The sequence below is a fragment of the Mycolicibacterium brisbanense genome (assembly GCF_001570425.1).
Taxonomy (GTDB): Bacteria; Actinomycetota; Actinomycetes; order Mycobacteriales; family Mycobacteriaceae; genus Mycobacterium; species Mycobacterium brisbanense.
Window position 1 is genome coordinate 156451 of sequence record NZ_BCSX01000051.1, and the last position, 20558, is coordinate 177008.

Here is a 20558-nt window from a genome sequence, read left to right on the forward strand (position 1 = left end):
TGTGTTGTGCGGATCAGGAATTCGCCACGGCGAACAGCCCGCGCAGGGCGGACAGGTCGAATTCGTTGTCGTGGCGCAGTGCGTCGACCATGGCGGCCAGTTCACTCGCGGTCTCGCGCGCGGACCCGACGCCCAGGAAGTCGCGGCTCGGCGGAGGTCCCCACTGGTACAGGCCGGAGGCAGCCAACGGGGCCCAACCGGGCTCCAGCGTGTTGTCGAACATGTCGCCGTCGGCGAAGTGCTCGACCAGGAAGCCGTCCGGATCGCGCCAGTAGTCGAAGATCTGGCTGCCCTGGATATGCCTGCCGATGCCCCACGAGCGGAAATACCCTCGCTCGCGCAGGTATTCGCCGCCGGCTGCCAATGCGTCGAGATCGGCTACCTGGTACGCCGAGTGCACGTAGCGGTTCACCGGGCCCAGCGCCATCGCCAGGGTGTGATGATCGGCGGGCAGCGATCCGCGGTCGCAGCGGATGAAGCTCATGATCGGGCCGCGGTCGCGCTGGCCCGGGTAGAAGCAGAAGTCGCTGACGATCATGCCCAGCTTCTCCAGGTACCAGTTGAGCGCCTCGATGTACTTCGGGGTCTGCACCACGATGTGGCCGAGCCGCTGCACGGTGGCGGGCACCCGCGGTGGACGCTGGGTGGCGTTGGCCCGGGCCACCTCGTGGCCGAAGTTGAACACGTGCGGGGCCTGTGCCGGCAACGTGTCGAGCTGATGGGTGCCCGACACCACCCGCACCGGAAGACCGCTCGGGTCAACGAGATCCACGGTCAGCCCACCCAGCGAATCCGGTAGCGGGCGGACGGTGGTACCGGTCGCGTCGGCCAGCCGCACCAGATCGGACTGCTCCGCGGCGACGAATGCCGGGCCGAGGAATTTCTCGCGGTGGCCGCGGCGGATCAGCACGCACGGCGCATCGGCATCGCTGCCGCGCAGATGCAGTTCGTCGCTGGTGCGCAGCGCCGTCGCGAACCCGAACGACTGCGCGAAGGCCTCGGCCTTGACCAGGTCGGGTTTCTCGAACTCCAGCCAGGCGACGTCGGTCACCTTGATGATCGGGTTGGCGCTGCGGCCCGGGTGTTCTCCGGGGCGGGCACCCTGCTCGCTGTGCAGGTCGTTGTGGGCGTTGTGGGCTCCGATGAGTTGGTCAGTCATGAGTGTGTCTCTCTCAGATGTGTTGGGCGGGACGGGAATTGACGTGGGCGACCTTGGACCCCCAGGAGATGACCTCGGGGCCGGCGTCCTCGTTGGGGATCTGGCATTCGATGAGCACCGGACCACCACGGTGGGCCCGGGCCGTGGCGATCGCGTCGGCCAGTTCTGCCGGGGTGGTGGCGGTCAGCCCCAGCCCGCGGCCGTCGTCGGCGTTGAACACGTCGATCAGCCCGGCGTAATCCCAGTTCTTGTAGTAGTTGTAGGGGCCGTCATGGATCGCCGACTCGATCACGTAGCCACGGTTGTTGACCAGGTAGATCAGGATCTCCTGACCGTGGCGGATCATGTTGGACACCTCCTGGGCGGTCAGCTGGAAAGACCCGTCGCCGATCGCGGCGACAAGGCGCCGGCCGGGTTCCAGACCGAGCGAGTAGCCGAAGGCGGCGGGCACTGACCAGCCGATGGAGCCCCACTGCATCTCGATCTCGAATCGCGCACCGCCGGGCAGCCGGGTGTACACGCCGTCCCACCACGAGATGCCGGTCTCCACCAGCAGCGTGGAATGCGCATCGAGGTCGGCCTCGATCTGACGCCAGAGTTCACGTCGGCTCAACGGGGTGTCGGCGTCGACCTCCGGTGCCGGTGCCGGTGCCGCGGCGGGCGCGGCCCCCCGCAAGCGATGGAACTGCCGCAGGGTGGCGTCGTTGCCGGTGACCTTCTTGGCCAGATCCGACAGGAAGTCGGCCAGCGCGACACCGGTGTATTCAGCGCCGTCGAACCGCACGACCTGCGGCTCGGCGCTGATCATCCGCTGCTGGGCAGGCTGCGCGCTCCACCCCACGGTGGTGTAGTCGGAGAACACCGGCCCTGCCGCGACGATCAGGTCCGCCCAGTCGACGATGGCCTGACAACCCGGCGTGCTGACCTCGCCCCAGTAGATGCCGGCGTACTGCGGATGGTCCTCGGGGAAGAAACCCTTGGCGTTCGGCATCACCGCCACGGCGCAGCCCAGTGCCTCGGCCAACTCCCGGAAGGCGTCGACCGCGCCGTAGGAGCGCAGGTGCGCCCCGGCCAGCAGGACCGGTTTCTTCGCCTTCTCCAGCAGTTGGCGGGCCTGGTCGACGGCGCCGGTCAGGGCCTGCGGGTTGGTGGGCTGCCAGGACAGCATCGTCGAGGCCAGGGTCATGTCGACGGGTGCGGGCTCGGGGCATGGCGCCGCCGACAGGTTGCACGCGATCTCGATGTACACCGGCTTGCGCTCGCGCAGTGCGGTGCTGATCGCCTGGTCGATCAGTGTCGGCGCGTTGTCGGCGTGCAGGATGCGCACCGCGTCGCAGGTCACCTGCCGGCACACCTCGTATTGATCGGAGAAGTCGTGGGTGCCCATCGTGTGGTGCATGATGTGGTTCGCCACAGGGTCATTGGTGTTGGGCCCGGAGGACACGAAGATCACCGGCAGCCGTTCGGCGTACGCGCCCGCGACACCGTTGAGCGCGGAGTACGCGCCCACGTTGTAGGTGGTGAACACGGCGCCGGCCCCGTTGACCCGGGCGTAGCCCTCGGCGGCGTAGGCGGCGTTGAGCTCGTTGCAGCAGCCGATCTGCTCAAGGTTCTCGTTGGTCAGCAGCTCGTCGAGCAGCACCAGGTTGTAGTCCCCGGGGACCATGAAGTAGTGCTTGAGTCCGATCTGCTCGAGCCGGGCCGCCAGGTACTTGCCCACGGTGAAGTCAGCCATGATTGTCTTTCCTTGTCTCAGTGGGGGATTGGTCAGGCCGGGGCGTCGATCGGCACGACGTTGATGAGCTTCTTGTTCACGAACTCCTCGATGCCCAGGTGGGCGAGTTCGTGGCCGTAGCCCGAAATCTTGACGCCGCCGAAGGGCAGGTCGGCCTTCAGGCGGGCGGGATGGTTGATGTTGACCATGCCGGTGTCGATGCGCTTGGCGATCTCGATGCCGCGGGTGACATCCTTGGTGAACACCGACCCGCCCAGCCCGAAGCGGGAGTCGTTGGCCAGCCGCACAGCCTCGTCCTCGTCGGCGACCCGGAAGAACAGCGCCACCGGCCCGAAGAACTCCTCGTAGTACGCCGGGTTTCCGGGCGCGATGTCGGTCAGGATCGTCGGCTGTACGAACGCACCCGTGGTGGGCACCGGCTCGCCGCACACGATCGCCTTGGCGCCTGCTTCCACGGCGGCAGTGATCTGTGCGTTGAGGTCGTCGGCGGCCTTCTGGCTGGACATCGGCGCCAGCGTGGTGGCCGCGTCGAACGGATCTCCGGCCGTCAACCCGGACATCGCATCCTGGAACTTCGTCAGGAACTCGTCGGCGATCTCGTCGACGACGACGATGCGCTTGGAGGCCACGCAGCACTGCCCACCGTTGAAGACCCGGCCGTGCAACGCCCACTGGACCGTCTTGTCCAGGTCACAGTCGGCCAGCGCGATGAACGCATCCGAACCGCCGAGTTCCATGGTGGACTTCTTGAGATTCCGGCCCGCGCGCGCCGCGACGACCGCGCCTGCGCCTTCGCTGCCGGTGAGCGCGACCCCGCGCACCCGCGGATCGTCGATCAGCAGGTTGATCTGATCCTTGGTGGCGTAGAGGTTGGTGTAGGCACCCGCCGGTGCACCGGCCTCGGCGAGCAGAGCCTCGAAGGCGGCGGCCGCCTGGGGCACGTTGGACGCGTGCTTGACCATGACGACGTTGCCTGCCATGAGGTTCGGCCCGGCCACCCGCGCCAGCTGGTAGTACGGGAAGTTCCACGGCTGCACGCCGAGGATGACGCCCAGCGGCGCGCTGACCAGCATGGCGTTGTCATCGCCCGCGGTTTCCAGCGGCTCGGGGGCCAGGAACGTCTCGGCGTTCACCGCGTAGTAGTCGAGGATCTGCGCGCTGAGTTCGACCTCACCGAGGGCCTCGGCGTAGAGCTTGCCCATCTCCAGGGTCAGCAGCCGGGCGAACTCGTCGGCCCGCTCGCGCAGGATCGCCGCGGCACGCGCGATGACAGCGGCGCGGTGCGCAAAAGTCGTCTGGCTCCACGACGCGAATGTCGTGTGCGCCCTCGTGAGAAGTTGCCGGGCCTCGGTGTCGGTCAGCTCCTCGAAGCTGGCCAGCACCTGGTTGTCGAACGGGTTGACGGTCTGATACGGCATCGGTTTTCTGTCCTTCGGTTCTTGGCGGCCCGCTGCCGCCGCATTGCTGATCTGGCCTTCACGGCTCGCCACAGATGCTTCCGACGGGGGCGGGAAAGAGCCGAAATCGCGGCGGGGCGGCGTCGGTCGCCGGGGGTGGAAAGCGGGCCGGGGCGCCCGAAAAATTTCGGGCGCGACCAGCGGGATCGTGGATCAGGACGGCCGGGAATTCACCGAAATCTCAGCGGCGCAGCCGGTCCAGCAGGGTGCGTGTGCTGGCGGCGGGTGTGATCCCGGCGCTCTGCAGTGCGCGCTCACAGTGCGCGAACGTGGTGATGACTCCGTCGTAGTCGCCGACGGCGGCCCGCACGCGCATCAGCAGGCGCCACATCGCTTCGCGCAGCGGGTCGCGGTCGAGCACCGCGGTGGCGAGGCGGTTGGCGTCGTCGTAACGGTCGACGGAGAACGCAGCGTCGGCGGCGGCGGCGCGGGCCGAGGCGGCCAGCTCGGCAAGCTGATCGCGGCGCTCATCGACCCAGGCGGAACTGATACCGGGTAGGTAGTCGCCGTGTGCCAGTGGCTCCAGCGCGTGCTCGGTGGCGACCACGAGCGCTTCGCCCTGCAGGCGCGCCGCCGCGGCGAGTTCGTGTTCGACGCGGGCGGATTCACTGGCCAGGACGACGTCCGGGTCGAGGCGTACGCGACCGTCGTCGCCGACGCTCAGCGCGTCGGGCGGGAGCACGCGGCGTACGCCGATGACCGTCTTGCGCAGGTAGGAGCGCGCCGACTCGTCGCCGCGGCCGTCGAACAAGGCGTCGAGCAACTCGTCACGGCCGGCCGGGGCGCCGTTGCGCACCGCCAGAAAACTCAGCAACTCGTAGCATTTGGACAGGTTGGGCTGCACCTCGAAGCCGTCGAGAATGATTGCGGTGCGGCCGAATTCGATCAACTCGACCGCGGTCGGGATGCGGGTGCCCACTGCGACACCCTGGGCGGCCAGGGCGCGTCCGATCGCGTGCCATGCGGAATCGGCGTCCGGTTGCGCGTCGATGCACCGGGCCACCACCGCTGGGAAATCCGCAAGTGCCTGCAGCAGTACGTGATTGGATCCGTGCCTGCGCGCGGCCTGCAGTGCGACGTCGGCTGCCCGGTCGGCGGCGTCGGGGTTGCCGGCGCGCCACTCGGCCTCCGCCAGATAGACCGCCGCCGTGGGCAATTCCAAGATCCGGCCGCCTGACCGCATACCGGCGACCGCGGCGCGCAACGACGACAAGGCACCGTCCACATCGTCGCGTATGAGCGCAGCGAGCCCGTGCCAGGTCTGGGCGAATTCGAAAACCACTGCGTAGCGCCGGGCGGCGTCGCGCTCGATCTGGTTCAGAATCGCGGTCGCACCTGCGGTGTCGCGGTCGGCGCGCAGCATGAGCTTCGCCGCAAGCACCTGATGCAGCGCCGTCAGCATCGGTGATCCGTTGGCCTGGATGAACGTGCTCCCGCGGGCCAGCGCGGCGCGGGCCTCCTCGGGCCGCCCGGCATCGAGCAGCACATCCGGTGCGATCACGGAGTCCACCACGCCGCGGAAGAAGCCCCCGCCCGCCGCCGTCTCGTACTCCTGTAGCGCCTCGGCGGTGCGTCCCGTCGCGCGCAGCGCACCGATCCGCCCGGCGCCCATGGCGGCCCGCGTCCACGGCGACGGCGCATCGCCGGTCAGTTCGTGCACCCGGCCGCGGAAGTAGTCGATGCCGAATAGCATGCCGTCGAGCAGCCCCCCGGTGGGCTCGGGCCTGGCCGGGCCCCCTTCTGGATCCACCAGCGCCAGCGCATAGCGCACGATGTTCACGTCGGGGCCCGCGGGCGCCGCGCGCAGGACGGCGTTCATCTCGTCGATGCGCCCGGCCAGCAGATAGCACCATGCCATCAGCGCGGCGGCATGCTCCGATGCCGCGGCGAGTCGATCTCGCAGTCCGAGAACGGCCAACTCGTCGGCGATACGGGCGCCGTCGCGCTGGTCGTCGCGTGCGACGACCAACATCAATCGGGCCTCGGCGAATCCGTCGTCGCCGACGGGGACGACGGGTGCGAGCGCATCGATCCAGCGGTCGGCCACGGCGAAGTCCAAACGGCCGAGAACAGGCAGAATCGCATGCCGGGCCGAGGCGTACGCATCGGTGAGCGCACTCACCGCAAGCAGCTCTTCGACCGCCTCTTCGTGGAACCCGTTGGATGCCAGCAGCCGTCCATGGGCGGCTCGCAGCTCGCGAACGGCCGTGCTGCCACGCTGGTCCAGCAGTCCACGCAGGTACTCCCGAAACCGGGAATGGCAGCGCATGGCCAGGGGATCGGATGACCATTGCGCGGGGATCGTGGCTCGTCGCAGCGACGCCAGCCGCCGCGCGGCGTCGTCGATGCCCAGTGCCACCGCCGAATCGACGCTCACCTCGTCCAGCACCGACGTGCTGACGAGGAACTCCCGGTCGTCGGCGCCGAGCTCACCGAGAATGTGTGCGCCCAGATAGGCGCCCATGGCTTCGGGGTCGGTGCCGCCGCTGCCGTGTCCGGCGGAACGCCACGCCTCGAACAGCACCCCGATCACCCAGCCCCCGGTGGCCTGTACGGCCTCGGATGCGTCCGACCCCGAGCGGCCCAGCTGCTGCAGCGCCACGCGCGCCTCGTCGACGTTGAATGCCAGATCGGCATCGTCGACGCGGGCCACGGCGCCTGCCAGCGCGGGTGACCAGACCTCGGCCGGGATCGGTTGGCGGCTGATCAGGATCAGGCGCGTGCTGGGTGCGGCGTAGCGCACCACCGAGCCGATGACCTCCCACGCATCCGGTGATCCCTGCAACCGCTCGAGATCGTCGAGTACGAACACGAGCTCGGTGTCGGCCGCCGCGTCGATGAGCAGGCCTGCCGCCTCGGCATGCGGGATACCTGCGGCCAGCGCACCGGTGGCGACTCCCCGCACGGACGGAAGTTGTTGTGCCAGTGCTTCTTCGAGATAGGTCAACAGGCGACCGGGTGCGGCGTCGGTGGCGTCGACGCTCAGCCACGCGACCGGCTTGCCGAAGGTGCGGCTGGCGTGGGCCGCGGCCACCGACTTGCCCGCTCCAGCCGTCGCCGCGATCGCGATGATCCGGTGGGTCTGGACTAGTTGGCAGAGCAGCCGGTCGAGACGCTCGCGCGGTGCCGCGTCCGCCGGTGTCTCCGGAACGATGATCTTGCGCCGGATGACCCGGGGCCGCTCCACGTCCGGTGCCGACATGCCCACTCCTGTCCGGCGCAATTTTATAGGCGGCGAGTGGGTATCACCGAGAATCGGCTTCGCGGCTCCGCGTGCACCGACGTCACATGTCACCCCTGTCGAGCACACTGCCGACATGCTCGACCTGATCCTGCCGCTGGAGTGCGGCGGCTGTGGCGCCCCGTCGACGCGGTGGTGCCCGGCGTGCGCGTCGGCGCTGACGGTTCGCGCCGACGAACCGCACCTCATCGCCCCGCGCACCGATCCCGGCGTGCCGGTGTTCGCCCTCGGCCGCTACGCGGGCGCCAGGCGCCGGGCCATCGTGGCCGCCAAGGAGCAGGGCCGCTCGGATCTGCTGGCGCCGCTGGCGGCCGCGCTGCGGGCCGGGCTGGACCGGCTGCTGGCCTGGGGCGTCGTCGACGCCCCGCTGACCGTGGTGCCTGCGCCCACCCGCAGGCTCGCCGCGCGCCGGCGCGGAGGCGACCCCGTCACCGCGATGGCCGTCGCCGCGTGCGCGGGACGCCCCGGCGTGCAGACGGTGCCGGCGCTGCGCCTGCGGCCGTGGGTCCGCGATTCCGTCGGCCTGTCGGGCACCGCCCGGCAACGCAACATCGCCGGACGGGTCCGGGTGGTGACCGGTGTGACCGGTGAGGTGCTGCTCGTCGACGACATCGTGACGACCGGTGCCACGGCTGCCGAGTCGGTGCGCGTCCTGCATGGCGCCGGGGCGAACGTGGCCGGCGTGTTGGTGGTCGCGCATGCCTGACACAGGTGGCAATTACCCCGCAATCAAACAGAAATGAAGAACTGCAAACATGTCGTCGAAATTGGTGGCACGAACCGGTGAACACGGACTACCGTCGGCACCAACCACCCGTGAACACCTCACGGCGACGCTCCATCACAGCGTCACTTCACCGCACCGGTAGGAGGTGAGTACTCGACACCTTGCGCCGATGGGGAGAGCGACAAAACCCTGACCCATCGCCGCGATTCGTTAGAGCCCGGCACGCAGATCGCGTGCAACGAGTGAGAGAAACGAGTTGCCAAGTATGTCAACCAATTCCCTGGATTCAGGCCCCGCGATGGTGGTCGAGGATCGTGACACAGCTGCCAACCCGGAGCCCAACGCGGAAGTTGTGGTCAAGGGGCGCAACGTGGAAGTCCCCGACCATTTCCGAATCTACGTCTCGGAAAAGCTGTCACGCCTGGAGCGCTTCGACCGGACCATCTACCTCTTCGACGTCGAACTTGACCACGAACGCAACCGACGACAACGCAAGAACTGCCAGCACGTCGAAATCACTGCCCGTGGCCGCGGCCCAGTTGTCCGCGGCGAGGCGTGTGCAGACAGTTTCTATGCGGCCCTCGAATCCGCAGCCGGAAAGCTTGAGGCCAGGCTGCGCCGCAGCAAGGACCGCCGCAAGATCCACTATGGCGACAAGACCCCCGTATCCCTGCACCAGGCGACCGCGCCCGACCACCTGACCGGGGAGACCGCCGCCGAGCCGGTGGTCGACGCCACCGAACCCGCAGGCCTCGACGATCACGAACCCGGCCGCGTGGTCCGCACCAAGGAACACCCGGCCACGCCCATGACCGTGGACGACGCCCTGTACGAGATGGAACTGGTCGGCCACGACTTCTTCCTCTTCCATGACAAGGAGAGCGACAAACCGTCGGTGGTATACCGGCGGCACGCCTACGACTACGGCCTCATCCGACTGGCCTGATTCGCCGAACCGGCCGAAAGCGCACCCCGGAGCGATCCGGGGTGCGTTTTCGTGTTCGCCGAGTGAGTACAACCAGGTATTTCGACGGGTCACCTACGATGGACCACGATCAACACCGAAAGATCCATCGATACCCACAGGGGAAATAGCGTGCTGTCGAAGTTGCTCCGTCTCGGTGAAGGCCGCATGGTCAAGCGCCTCAAGAAGGTGGCTGACTATGTCAACACTTTGTCCGACGACGTCGAGAAGCTCTCCGACGCCGAGCTGCGAGCCAAGACCGACGAGTTCAAGAAGCGGGTCGCCGACGGCGAGGAGCTCGACGACCTGCTGCCCGAGGCGTTCGCGGTAGCCCGCGAGGCGGCGTGGCGCGTGCTCAGTCAGCGTCACTTCGACGTCCAGGTGATGGGCGGCGCAGCCCTGCACTTCGGCAACGTCGCCGAGATGAAGACCGGTGAGGGCAAGACCCTGACCGCGGTGCTGCCGTCCTACCTCAACGCGCTGAGCGGCAGGGGTGTGCACGTCGTCACCGTCAACGACTACCTGGCCAAACGCGACAGCGAGTGGATGGGCCGGGTGCACCGCTTCCTCGGCCTCGACGTGGGCGTCATCCTTTCCGGGCTGACCCCCGAGGAGCGCCGGGTCGCCTACGCCGCGGACATCACCTACGGCACCAACAATGAGTTCGGCTTCGACTACCTGCGCGACAACATGGCGCACTCCACCGACGACATGGTGCAGCGCGGCCACAACTTCGCCATCGTCGACGAGGTCGACTCGATCCTCATCGACGAGGCCCGGACGCCGCTGATCATCTCCGGCCCGGCCGACGGCGCCTCGAACTGGTACACCGAGTTCGCCCGGCTGGCCCCGTTGATGAAGAAGGACGTCCACTACGAGGTGGACCTCAAGAAGCGCACCATCGGCGTGCACGAGCTGGGTGTGGAGTTCGTCGAAGACCAGCTCGGTATCGACAACCTGTACGAGGCCGCCAACTCGCCGCTGGTCAGCTACCTCAACAATGCGCTGAAGGCCAAAGAGCTGTTCGAGCGCGACAAGGAGTACATCGTCCGCGACGGCGAGGTGCTCATCGTCGACGAGTTCACCGGCCGCGTGCTGCTGGGCCGCCGCTACAACGAGGGCATGCACCAGGCCATCGAGGCCAAGGAGCACGTCGAGATCAAGGCCGAGAACCAGACGCTGGCCACCATCACGCTGCAGAACTACTTCCGCCTGTACGACAAGCTCTCCGGCATGACCGGTACGGCCGAGACCGAGGCCGCCGAGCTCCACGAGATCTACAAGCTGGGTGTGGTGCCGATCCCCACCAACAAGCCGATGATCCGGCAGGACCAGTCCGACCTGATCTACAAGACCGAAGAAGCCAAGTACATCGCCGTCGTCGACGACGTCTCGGAACGCTACGAGAAGGGCCAGCCGGTCCTCATCGGCACCACCAGCGTCGAGCGCTCGGAGTACCTGTCGCGGCAGTTCACCAAGCGCAAGATTCCGCACAACGTCCTCAACGCGAAGTACCACGAGCAGGAAGCCGGCATCATCGCCGAGGCGGGCCGGCTCGGCGCGATCACGGTCGCCACCAACATGGCCGGTCGCGGTACCGACATCGTCCTCGGCGGCAACGTCGATTTCCTGGCCGACAAGCGGCTGCGCGAGCAGGGTCTCGACCCGGTCGAGACGGCCGAGGAGTACGAGGCGGCCTGGGACGACACCCTCAAGAAGATCAAGGAAGAGGCGACCGAAGAGGCCGAGAAGGTCGTCGCGGCGGGCGGTCTCTACGTGCTGGGCACCGAGCGTCACGAGTCCCGGCGCATCGACAACCAGCTGCGCGGCCGGTCCGGCCGCCAGGGCGACCCGGGCGAGTCCAGGTTCTACCTGTCGCTGGGCGACGAGCTCATGCGGCGGTTCAACGGTGCGACGCTGGAATCGCTGCTCACCAGGCTCAACCTGCCCGACGACGTGCCGATCGAGGCCAAGATGGTGACCCGCGCCATCAAGAGCGCGCAGACCCAGGTCGAGCAGCAGAACTTCGAGGTCCGCAAGAACGTCCTCAAGTATGACGAGGTGATGAACCAGCAGCGCAAGGTCATCTATGAAGAGCGCCGCATGATCCTCGAGGGCGAGAACCTGCAGAAGCAGGCCCACGACATGCTCGTCGACGTCATCACCGCCTACGTCGACGGCGCCACCGCCGAGGGCTACGCCGAGGACTGGGATCTGGAAACCCTGTGGACGGCGCTCAAGACCCTGTACCCGGTCGGCATCGACCACCACGATCTGGTGGACTCCAACGCCGTGGGTGAAGCCGGTGAGCTCACCCGCGACGAGTTGCGGGACACCCTGATCAAGGACGCCGAGCGGGCCTACGCCGAACGCGAGAAGGAGCTGGAGGCGATCGCGGGCGAGGGTGCCATGCGCCAGCTGGAACGCAACGTGCTGCTCAACGTGATCGACCGCAAGTGGCGTGAGCACCTCTACGAGATGGACTACCTCAAGGAGGGCATCGGCCTGCGCGCGATGGCGCAGCGCGACCCTCTGGTGGAATACCAACGCGAGGGCTACGACATGTTCGTCGGCATGCTCGACGCGCTCAAGGAGGAGTCGGTCGGCTTCCTGTTCAACGTTCAGGTCGAGGCGGCCCCGGCTCCGCCCAGCGCTCAGGTGGCTCCGGTTGCCGCTCCGCAGGGCCTCGCCGAGTTCGCCGCGGCGGCTGCGGCCAAGGCGTCGGAATCCTCGGAATCCGCCGCCGAGCCTGCCGCGGTGGCCACCAAGGAACGTCCGGCCGCCCTGCGGGCCAAAGGCATCGATGACAATGCGCCGCAGTTGACCTACAGCGGTCCGGCCGAAGACGGTTCGGTGGAGGTGCAGCGCTCGGGTAACGGCGGCGGCCGACATGCCGCGCCGAGCGGCGGTAGCCGACGGGAGCGTCGGGAAGCCGCGCGCAGGCAGGCCAAGACCGGCAAGCCGACCCGCTCGCACCGCAAGGGCTGACCCTTCCCTCGCCGAAACTACGGTTTCTTGCGCGATTTCCGCGTTTTGACGCGAACAACCGTAGTCTCGGCGGGGCGGGAGATCAGCCCACCTGTAGGGCGGTCAATTGCCAACGGCCGCCGTGCGATTCGATTTTGGCGGCGATGGCGTGCACCCGCGGCCCGCGCGTGAAGGTGGCGAACACCTCCGCCGCGCCGGGCCCGGGTGCGGCGCGTACCCGCACCCGGCGCAGGGTGGCTGCGGCCGCCCGCCTGGCCGGGGGGAGTGCCAACACCGCATCGAGCACCTGCGGGCTGATCAGCGGGCGCAGCTGCGCGGGTGGCCTGCGCCGGTCGACGACCTCCAGCACCCGGCGCAGCACCGCCTCGGCGAACTGGGTGGCCTCGGTCTGCGGCGGATGATCGGCCTGCTCGACCAACCGCAACCGGCGCGGGCTCGGCCGGTGCAGCGCGGTGGGCGTCGGGCAGGCCTTCGCCCTGGACCCGGCCGCGGATGTCGGGGCAAGCAGGTACGCGGGCGGCTCGCAGTCGATCACCGGCGACGTCAACGACGACGGGGCCGGGGTGGTTTCGGGAACGGGCACGGCAATCTCCAGCGGTGGTCAGGTACAGGACGCATCTGCTGGAGAGGTGCAGACCCGTTCATCATCGCATGGCCAATAGGTGCCCCGAGCGCCCAGTTTCGCCGGATACCGTGGCGGTGTCCGACGGACGGGGGCAGGGATGGTTCAACCCAGCATCGATTGGCCCGGCGAGCCGCTGCGCTCGCTGGTGTGGACACTGCAAGCGTGGGTGATCACCCTCGTGGTGTTCCTCGCGGTGGCGTTCGTCGTCGCCCGGTTCACCCGGTGGGGACAACAGTTCTGGCGGGTCAACGCGCCGTTCTTCACCGGCAGCCCGCGCACCTGGGCGCTGCTGGCATTCATGCTGTGGCACACGGTGTATTCGGCGCGGGTGGTGGTGATCTTCACCTACCAGTACGCGGACCTGATGAATGCCGTACAGGTCGGGGCCGAAGCGCTGGCCACCCATGATGCCGGCAAGTTGGACGCCGCGCGGCATGCGTTCATGACGTCCTTTGCGATCAGCGGGATTCTGGTGCTGCTGACCGTGATCTACACGGTGGTCGACCTGTTCCTGCGCCGGGTCTTCGCGATCCACTGGCGCATCTGGCTCAACACCCGCCTGGTCGACGACTGGATGACCGGGGATGCGTTCTACCGCAACCGTTTTCTGCATCCTCCCGTGGAGAACCCCGATCAGCGGATCCAGACCGACGTCGAGACCTTCACCACCAAGTCGGTGGACATGAGCATCGGCGCGGTGAACAAGTCGTTGTTGATCGTGATGTTCACCGGTGTGCTGTGGCACCTGTCCGGCCCATTGCAGTTGGGCGGCTGGGTCATTCCGCGGGCCATGGTGTTCGTGGCATTCGTCTTCTCGATCACGGTGACGATCATCGCGTTCTGGATCGGCCGCCCGCTGGTGCGGCTGAACTTCCTCAACGAACGGTTCAGCGCGAGTTTTCGCTATGCGCTCGTGCGCCTGCGGGACAGTGCCGAACGTGTCGCGTTCTACCGGGGCGGCGAACGTGAGCGGCAGTTGCTGCACTCCCGGTTCGCCGAGATCATCGCCAACATGTGGCGCATCGTGTTCGCCCAGTTGCGGCTGGGCGGCTGGAACCGCGGCGTCGGCGACGTGACGACCGGCATGATTCCCTACATCGTGCAGGCGCCCCGGTTCTTCGCCGGGCAGATCACCCTCGGCGGCCTGCTGCAGACCGTCGCCGCGTTCGGAAACGTCTGTGGCGCACTGTCGTTCTTCCGGGACAGCTATGACGAGTTCACCGTCTACCGGGCCGCCCTGATGCGCATCGACCAGATGCTGGACGGTGATCACCGTGCTCGAGAACTGCCCCGGATCAATATCGGAGCCGCGCAGGATTCCCTGGCGCTCAGCGGCGTCGGAGTCGATGACCTGAACGGTAATCCGCTGATCTCCGATCTGACCATGGTGTTGACCGCTGGTGACAGTGTGGTGGTGAAGGGGCCGTCGGGGTGCGGGAAAACCACCCTGCTGCGCAGCCTGGCCGAATTATGGCCGCGGACAACGGGACTGGCCTGTTATCCCGCCGGATGGGCGACGCTGTTCCTGCCGCAGCTGCCGTACCTGCCGCTCGGGGATCTGCGCGAGGCCGTGGTGTACCCGCTTCCGGTCGCCGACGTCACCGACGACGCATTGCGGGACACGCTGCGCGCGGTGGCCCTCGGGCATCTGATCGAACGCCTCGACGAGGAGGCGGACTGGGCGTCGGTGCTGTCGCTCGGTGAGCAGCAGCGGGTCTCATTCGCGCGGGTGCTGCTGGTCCGGCCCCGGGTGGTGTTCCTCGACGAGTCGACGTCGGCGCTCGACGAGGGACTGGAGGACGCCATGTACACCCTGGTGCGCGAGCGGCTGCCCGACTGCGTGGTGGTCAGCGTCGGGCACCGGTCCACGATCGACCGCCATCACCGCTCCCGGCTGCAGTTGACCGGCGGCGGACACTGGGTACTCTCCCCGCTGACCTCGATTGACGCACCCGTCATGCGCACTAACAGTTCCGCCGGTTACCGTGACGGGGATCATGGCGACTGAAGGGGAGGTTGGCGCCGCATGGTGAGCAGGCTGTCGGCGTCCGACGCAACGTTCTTCCACTTGGAGAACACCTCGACGCCGATGTATGTGGGGTCGCTGGCGATACTGCGCAAACCCCGTGCCGGACTGAGCTACGAGACGCTTCTGGCGACCGTCGAACAGCGGTTACCGCAGATTCCGCGCTACCGGCAGAAGGTGCGTGAGGTGACGCTGGGGCTGGCCCGGCCGGTCTGGGTCGACGACCGTGATTTCGACATCACCTACCACATCCGCCGCTCGGCGCTGCCGTCGCCGGGCAGCGATGCTCAGCTGCACGACCTGGTCGCCCGGCTCGGCTCGCGCCCGCTGGACAAGACCCGTCCGCTGTGGGAGATGTACCTGGTCGAGGGCCTGACCAAGAACCGCATCGCCATCTACACCAAGACCCACCAGGCGTTGGTCAACGGGATGACGGCCCTGGAGATCGGCCACGTGATCGCCGACCGCACGCAGAAGCCGCCGGAGTTCGGCGAGGATATCTGGATCCCGGCCCGCGAACCCAGCGACCGGCAGTTGGTGCTCGGTGCCATCGGAGAGTGGATCGCCCGGCCGACCAGCCAGCTGGCCGCCGTCCGGGAAGCGGTCTTCGATCTGGCCACCAACAGCGGTGAGCTGGCGGCAGTCGGTCGCCGGGTGGCCGATGTGGTGCGCACCGTGGCCCGCGGCACCGCGCCGAGTAGTCCGTTGAACACGACGGTATCGCGCAACCGCCGGTTCTCGGTGGCCGAGCACCGGCTGGAGGACTACCGGGCGGTGCGCGCGCGGTACGACTGCGACATCAACGACGTGGTGCTCGCGGTGGTGGCCGGAGCGCTGCGCAACTGGCTGCTGTCTCGCGGCGAGCCGGTCACGCCCACCACCACGGTGCGGGCGATGGCGCCGATGTCGGTATATCCCGACGCCGAACTGGACTCGACGGCGCCCGGGCAGGCGATCAGCGAGGTGTCGCCGTTCCTGGTCGACCTGCCGGTGGGGGAGGGCAACCCCGTCGTGCGGCTCTCTCAGATCGCCCACGCGACCGAATCGCATTCCACCGCCGCCAGCCTGGTGGACGCGCGCACCATCGTCACACTGTCGGGGTTCGCCCCGCCGACGTTGCACGCCATGGGAATCCGCGTGGCGACAGGGTTCTCGGCCCGGTTGTTCAACCTGCTGATCACCAATGTTCCCGGGGCACAAAAGCAGATGTACGTGGCCGGCACCAAGCTTCTGGAGACCTACGCGGTACCGCCGTTGCTGCAGAACCAGGTGCTGGCCATCGGCGTGACGTCCTACAACGGCATGCTGTATTTCGGGATCAACGCCGACCGTGACGCCATGAGCGATGTCGATGTGTTGCCCAGCCTGCTGCGCGAATCGCTGGACGAATTGCTCGACGCGGCCAGATGAACCGCTGACATCCGGCCCGGCGCGAACCGCGCAGCAATGGCGCTGCGCCCACCTAGAATTCGCGCATGAGTGCAGCATCGAACGACGGACCGGCCGGCGGGCAGAAGCGCAACGGCAAGCAGAAGCTCCCGAACAAGGTCTATGAGGCCGAATTGTTCCGGCTGCAAACAGAGTTCGTCAGGATGCAGGAGTGGGTGCGGCACACCGGTGCCCGCATCGTGGTGGTGTTCGAGGGTCGCGACGCCGCGGGTAAGGGCGGCACCATCAAGCGGATCACCGAATACCTCAGCCCGCGCATCGCCCGGGTGGCCGCGCTGCCCGCACCCACCGAACGCGAACGCGGGCAATGGTATTACCAGCGCTACATCGCGCACCTGCCCGCGAAGGGCGAGATCGTGTTGTTCGATCGGTCCTGGTACAACCGGGCCGGCGTCGAACAGGTGATGGGTTTCTGCACACCGCACGAGCATCAGCTGTTCCTGCGGCAGACCCCGATCTTCGAACAGATGCTGCTCGAAGACGGGATCCTGTTGCGCAAGTACTGGTTCTCGGTGTCCGACGATGAGCAGCTGCGCCGGTTCCGGTCGCGCAAGGACGACCCGGTCAGGCAGTGGAAGCTCTCGCCGATGGATCTGGAATCGGTGTACCGCTGGGAGGACTACTCACGGGCCAAGGATCAGATGATGGTGCACACCGACACACCGCAAAGTCCTTGGTACGTCGTCGAATCCGACATCAAGAAGCATGCCCGGCTCAACATGATGGCGCATCTGCTGTCCACCATCGACTACCACGACGTCGAGCGGCCGCCCGTGACATTGCCCGATCGACCCGTGCTGACGGGCGATTACCGGCGTCCGTCGCGGGACCTGGCCCGATACGTCGACGATCATGTCGCGACGCTGATCGGGGACCGCGAGTAGAACACCGCTCCCGACGGCTAGTCTCGCGGGGTGCGCGTGTACATCCCGGCGACTCTGGCCGGCCTGCAGCAGCTCGTCGCCGACCGGGTCCTCCTCGTGACGAACGGGACCGCGTTCGCGGTCACGCCGGCACTGCGAGAGGCCTACGCCGAGGGCGACGACGACGAGCTCGCCGAGGTGGCGCTGCAGGAGGCGGCCTTGGCCTCGCTGCGCCTGCTGGCCTCGGGGGGCGATACCGGGCTGCCGCCGCGGCGGGCGGTGGTGGTCGCCGAGGTGGCCGCTGCGACGCCGCGGCCCGATCTCGACGACGCGGTGGTGCGGCTGTCGGGGCCCGTGCCCATCGACGACATCATCGCGGCCTACGTCGACAACGCCGCCGCCGAATCCGCGGTGCTGGCGGCGGTGGAGGTGATCGACGACGCCGACCTGGGCGAAGAGGACGCCGAGCTCACCGTCGGAGATGCCCAGGATCACGACCTGGCCTGGTACGCGTCGCAGGAACTGCCGTTCCTGCTCGAACTGCTGTAGAGACGGCGCGACCGCGATGCAGCGTCACAGGCGTCATGAAGGACGGCACGGTCTACAAGAACTCCCTGGTCTCGTAGTCGCCGAACCGGTTGATCTGGTGGAGAATCAAACCATGATGTGTGCCGCTCGCCGGATGCTACGACTAGCTACGGCACCGTAAGTTACGGTACCGTAGGTTGTCATGGCCAAGAACTCCATCAAAGTCTCGGCCAATGTGGCCGACACCGTTCGTCCCACTGTCGCGGGTGCCAAGGAGCGTCCCGGCTGGCATGCTCTGCGCACCATCGCGGGCCGGATCACCACACCGCTGCTACCCGATGACTACCTGAAGCTCGCCAACCCGCTGTGGTCGGCCCGCGAGCTGCGGGGGCGGGTCGTCGAGGTGCGGCAGGAGACCGCTGATTCGGCGACGCTGGTGGTCAAGCCGGGCTGGGGATTCTCGTTCGACTACGAGCCGGGGCAGTACATCGGCATCGGCGTGCTGATGGACGGCCGGTGGCGGTGGCGCTCCTACTCGCTGACCTCCGTGCCGGACAAACATCCGATCGCCGGCCAGCGGACCATCGCCATCACGGTCAAGGCGATGCCCGAGGGCTTCCTGTCCAGCCACCTGGTCAACGGCCTGGCGCCCGGCACCGTGGTGCGGCTGGCCGCGCCGCAGGGCAACTTCGTCATGCCGGATCCGGCACCGGCGTCGGTGCTGTTCATCACCGCCGGATCGGGTATCACCCCAGTCATGTCGATGCTGCGGACCTTGGTGCGTCGCGATCAGATCACCGACATCACCCATGTGCACTCCGCGCCGACGGAGGCGGATGTGATGTTCAGGACCGAGCTCGCCGAGCTGCACGAGGCGCATCCCGGGTACCGGTTGCACCTGCGCAGCACCCGCACCGAGGGGCGGCTTGACCTGTCCCGGCTGGCAGAGGTCGTGCCGGACTGGCAGGACCGCCAGGCCTGGGCGTGCGGGCCCGAAGGCATGCTCAACGACGCCGAGAAAGTGTGGGCCGCGGCGGGTATCCCAGAGCGTCTGCACCTGGAACGGTTCGCGGTGTCGCGGGCCGCGGTGCATGGTGTGGGGGGCACCGTGACGTTCGAGCGCAGCGGCAAGTCTGTCGACGTCGACAGTGCGACGCCGTTGATGGAGGCGGGCGAGCAGGTCGGCATCCGGATGCCCTTCGGGTGCCGGATGGGTATCTGCCAGTCCTGTGTCGTGGGCCTGGTCGGCGGACATGTCCGCGATCTGCGGACCGGCGTCGAATATGAGCCCGGGAACCGGATCCAGACCTGTGTATCGGCAGCTTCCGGCGATTGTGTACTCGACGTTTAGGCTTTACTGACTGGTAACCTACGGCATCGTAGGTTACGCTACCGTAGGTAAGAGAGAGGAGGCTGACGATGGCTATCACCGACGTTCCCGCGTTCGCGCATCTGACCGATGCCGATATCGAGAACCTGGGCATCGAGCTCGATGCGATCCGTCAGGACATCGAAGACTCCCGCGGTGAGCGCGACGCGCGCTACATCCGCCGCACCATCGCCGCCCAGCGCGCCCTCGAGGTGTCGGGCCGGCTGATGCTCGCGGCGAGCTCGCGCCGCTCGGCCTGGTGGGCAGGCACCGTGACTTTGGGCGTGGCCAAGATCATCGAGAACATGGAGATCGGCCACAACGTCATGCACGGCCAGTGGGACTGGATGAACGATCCCGAGATCCACTCCTCGTCGTGGGAGTGGGACATGAGTGGGGCGTCCAAGCACTGGCGGTTCACCCACAACTTCATGCACCACAAGTACACCAACATCCTGGGTATGGACGACGATGTGGGCTACGGCCTCATCCGCGTCACCCGCGATCAGAAGTGGAAGCCGTTCAACCTGCTCAACCTGTTCTACAACACCATGTTGTGCACGTTGTTCGAATGGGGCGTGGGGCTGCAGCACCTGGAGCTCGGCAAGATCTTCAAGGGCCGTGACAACCGCAACGCCACGCTGATCCGGGTGAAGGAGTTCGGCATCAAGGCCGGTCACCAGGTGGCCAAGGACTATGTCGTCTGGCCCGCGCTGACGGCGCTGTCGCCCGGCGCGACGTTCAAGTCGACCCTGAAGGCCAACGCCATGGCCAACATCATCCGCAACGTGTGGGCCAACGCCGTGATCTTCTGCGGCCATTTCCCCGACGGTGCGGAGAAATTCACCAAGACCGACATGGTCGGTGAGAGCCGCGGCCAGTGGTACCTGCGGCAGATGCTGGGCAGTGCCAACTTCGAGAACGGGCCGGTGCTGCGGTTCATGAGCGGCAACCTGTGCCACCAGATCGAGCATCACTTGTACCCGGACCTGCCGAGCAACCGGCTCTACGAGATCTCGATCCGGGTGCGGGCGCTGTGCGACAAGTACGACCTGCCCTACACCACGGGTTCGTTCCTGGTGCAGTACGCCAAGTCGTGGCGCACCATCGCCAAGCTGTCGCTGCCGGACCGGTTCCTGCGGGACACCGCCGACGATGCGCCGGAGACCCACAGCGAGCGGATGTTCCTCGAACTCGACGCTGTGGAAGGCGGATTCGGCCAGACCGATCCCGTCACCGGGCGCCGTCGCGGCCTCAAGACCGCGTTCGAGACGGCCCGCGAGTGGCGTCGTGAGCGCCGGGCGGCCAAGCGTGCCGTCAGGCACGCCGCGTAGCTGACGCGTTGACACTGCGGTGAGATCGCGGTCCATTTGGACCGAGATCTCGCCGCAGTTGTCGTTTCGGGGTGAAGTGGACCGAAGTGTCCG

General features: G+C 67.4%; 14 protein-coding genes. 9 read left to right on the forward strand and 5 right to left on the reverse strand.

Going from position 1 to position 20558, the window contains the following annotated elements; translation table 11 throughout:
* Positions 1–13: 13 nt before the first annotated feature.
* From RMCB_RS29620 to RMCB_RS29635, 4 genes are all read right to left on the reverse strand, one after another.
* Positions 14–1159: a VOC family protein gene (locus tag RMCB_RS29620; protein WP_062831593.1), complete on the reverse strand. Its 1146-nt coding sequence runs from the start codon at positions 1157–1159 to the stop codon at positions 14–16.
* A gap of 13 nt (positions 1160–1172) precedes the next feature.
* Positions 1173–2894, reverse strand: a complete 1722-nt coding sequence (locus tag RMCB_RS29625; RefSeq protein WP_062831594.1) for an alpha-keto acid decarboxylase family protein — start codon at positions 2892–2894, stop codon at positions 1173–1175.
* 32 nt (positions 2895–2926) lie between these two features.
* Positions 2927–4312: an NAD-dependent succinate-semialdehyde dehydrogenase gene (locus tag RMCB_RS29630; RefSeq protein ID WP_062831689.1), complete on the reverse strand. Its 1386-nt coding sequence runs from the start codon at positions 4310–4312 to the stop codon at positions 2927–2929.
* 220 nt (positions 4313–4532) lie between these two features.
* Positions 4533–7553: an AfsR/SARP family transcriptional regulator gene (locus RMCB_RS29635; RefSeq protein ID WP_062831595.1), complete on the reverse strand. Its 3021-nt coding sequence runs from the start codon at positions 7551–7553 to the stop codon at positions 4533–4535.
* Between the two features lie 115 nt (positions 7554–7668).
* Between RMCB_RS29635 and RMCB_RS29640 the strand changes: the two genes are divergently transcribed.
* From RMCB_RS29640 to secA, 3 genes are all read left to right on the forward strand, one after another.
* Positions 7669–8298, forward strand: a complete 630-nt coding sequence (locus tag RMCB_RS29640; RefSeq protein ID WP_062831596.1) for a ComF family protein — start codon at positions 7669–7671, stop codon at positions 8296–8298.
* 286 nt (positions 8299–8584) lie between these two features.
* Positions 8585–9265: a ribosome hibernation-promoting factor, HPF/YfiA family gene (gene hpf / locus RMCB_RS29645; protein ID WP_062831597.1), complete on the forward strand. Its 681-nt coding sequence runs from the start codon at positions 8585–8587 to the stop codon at positions 9263–9265.
* Positions 9266–9415: 150 nt separating this feature from the next.
* Positions 9416–12271 carry a preprotein translocase subunit SecA gene (gene secA, locus RMCB_RS29650; protein ID WP_062831598.1) on the forward strand — a complete coding sequence of 952 codons (2856 nt, stop codon included), beginning with the start codon at positions 9416–9418 and terminating at the stop codon, positions 12269–12271.
* Between the two features lie 82 nt (positions 12272–12353).
* Here secA and RMCB_RS29655 read toward each other — a convergent pair whose 3' ends face one another.
* Complete coding sequence (locus tag RMCB_RS29655; protein WP_062831599.1) at positions 12354–12854, reverse strand: Rv3235 family protein; 501 nt, start codon at positions 12852–12854, stop codon at positions 12354–12356.
* A gap of 139 nt (positions 12855–12993) precedes the next feature.
* Between RMCB_RS29655 and RMCB_RS29660 the strand changes: the two genes are divergently transcribed.
* The 6 genes from RMCB_RS29660 (at position 12994) to RMCB_RS29685 (ending at position 20465) form a co-directional block, all read left to right on the forward strand.
* Positions 12994–14904, forward strand: coding sequence for an ABC transporter ATP-binding protein/permease (locus tag RMCB_RS29660; RefSeq protein ID WP_084388646.1), 1911 nt, complete (start codon positions 12994–12996; stop codon positions 14902–14904).
* A gap of 18 nt (positions 14905–14922) precedes the next feature.
* On the forward strand, positions 14923–16332 hold the full coding sequence (locus RMCB_RS29665; protein WP_062831600.1) for a WS/DGAT/MGAT family O-acyltransferase: 1410 nt from the start codon (positions 14923–14925) through the stop codon (positions 16330–16332).
* A gap of 65 nt (positions 16333–16397) precedes the next feature.
* Positions 16398–17255, forward strand: a complete 858-nt coding sequence (ppk2, locus tag RMCB_RS29670; protein WP_062831601.1) for a polyphosphate kinase 2 — start codon at positions 16398–16400, stop codon at positions 17253–17255.
* Positions 17256–17285: 30 nt separating this feature from the next.
* The gene (locus tag RMCB_RS29675) at positions 17286–17783 is read left to right on the forward strand and encodes a DUF6912 family protein (RefSeq protein WP_062831602.1); all 498 of its coding nucleotides are present in this window, start codon (positions 17286–17288) and stop codon (positions 17781–17783) included.
* Between the two features lie 181 nt (positions 17784–17964).
* Entirely contained in the window at positions 17965–19113 is a 1149-nt protein-coding gene (locus RMCB_RS29680) for a ferredoxin reductase (protein ID WP_062831603.1), read from the forward strand.
* A 68-nt stretch (positions 19114–19181) separates the two neighbouring features.
* Positions 19182–20465: a fatty acid desaturase family protein gene (locus RMCB_RS29685; protein WP_029373649.1), complete on the forward strand. Its 1284-nt coding sequence runs from the start codon at positions 19182–19184 to the stop codon at positions 20463–20465.
* Positions 20466–20558: the final 93 nt, after the last annotated feature.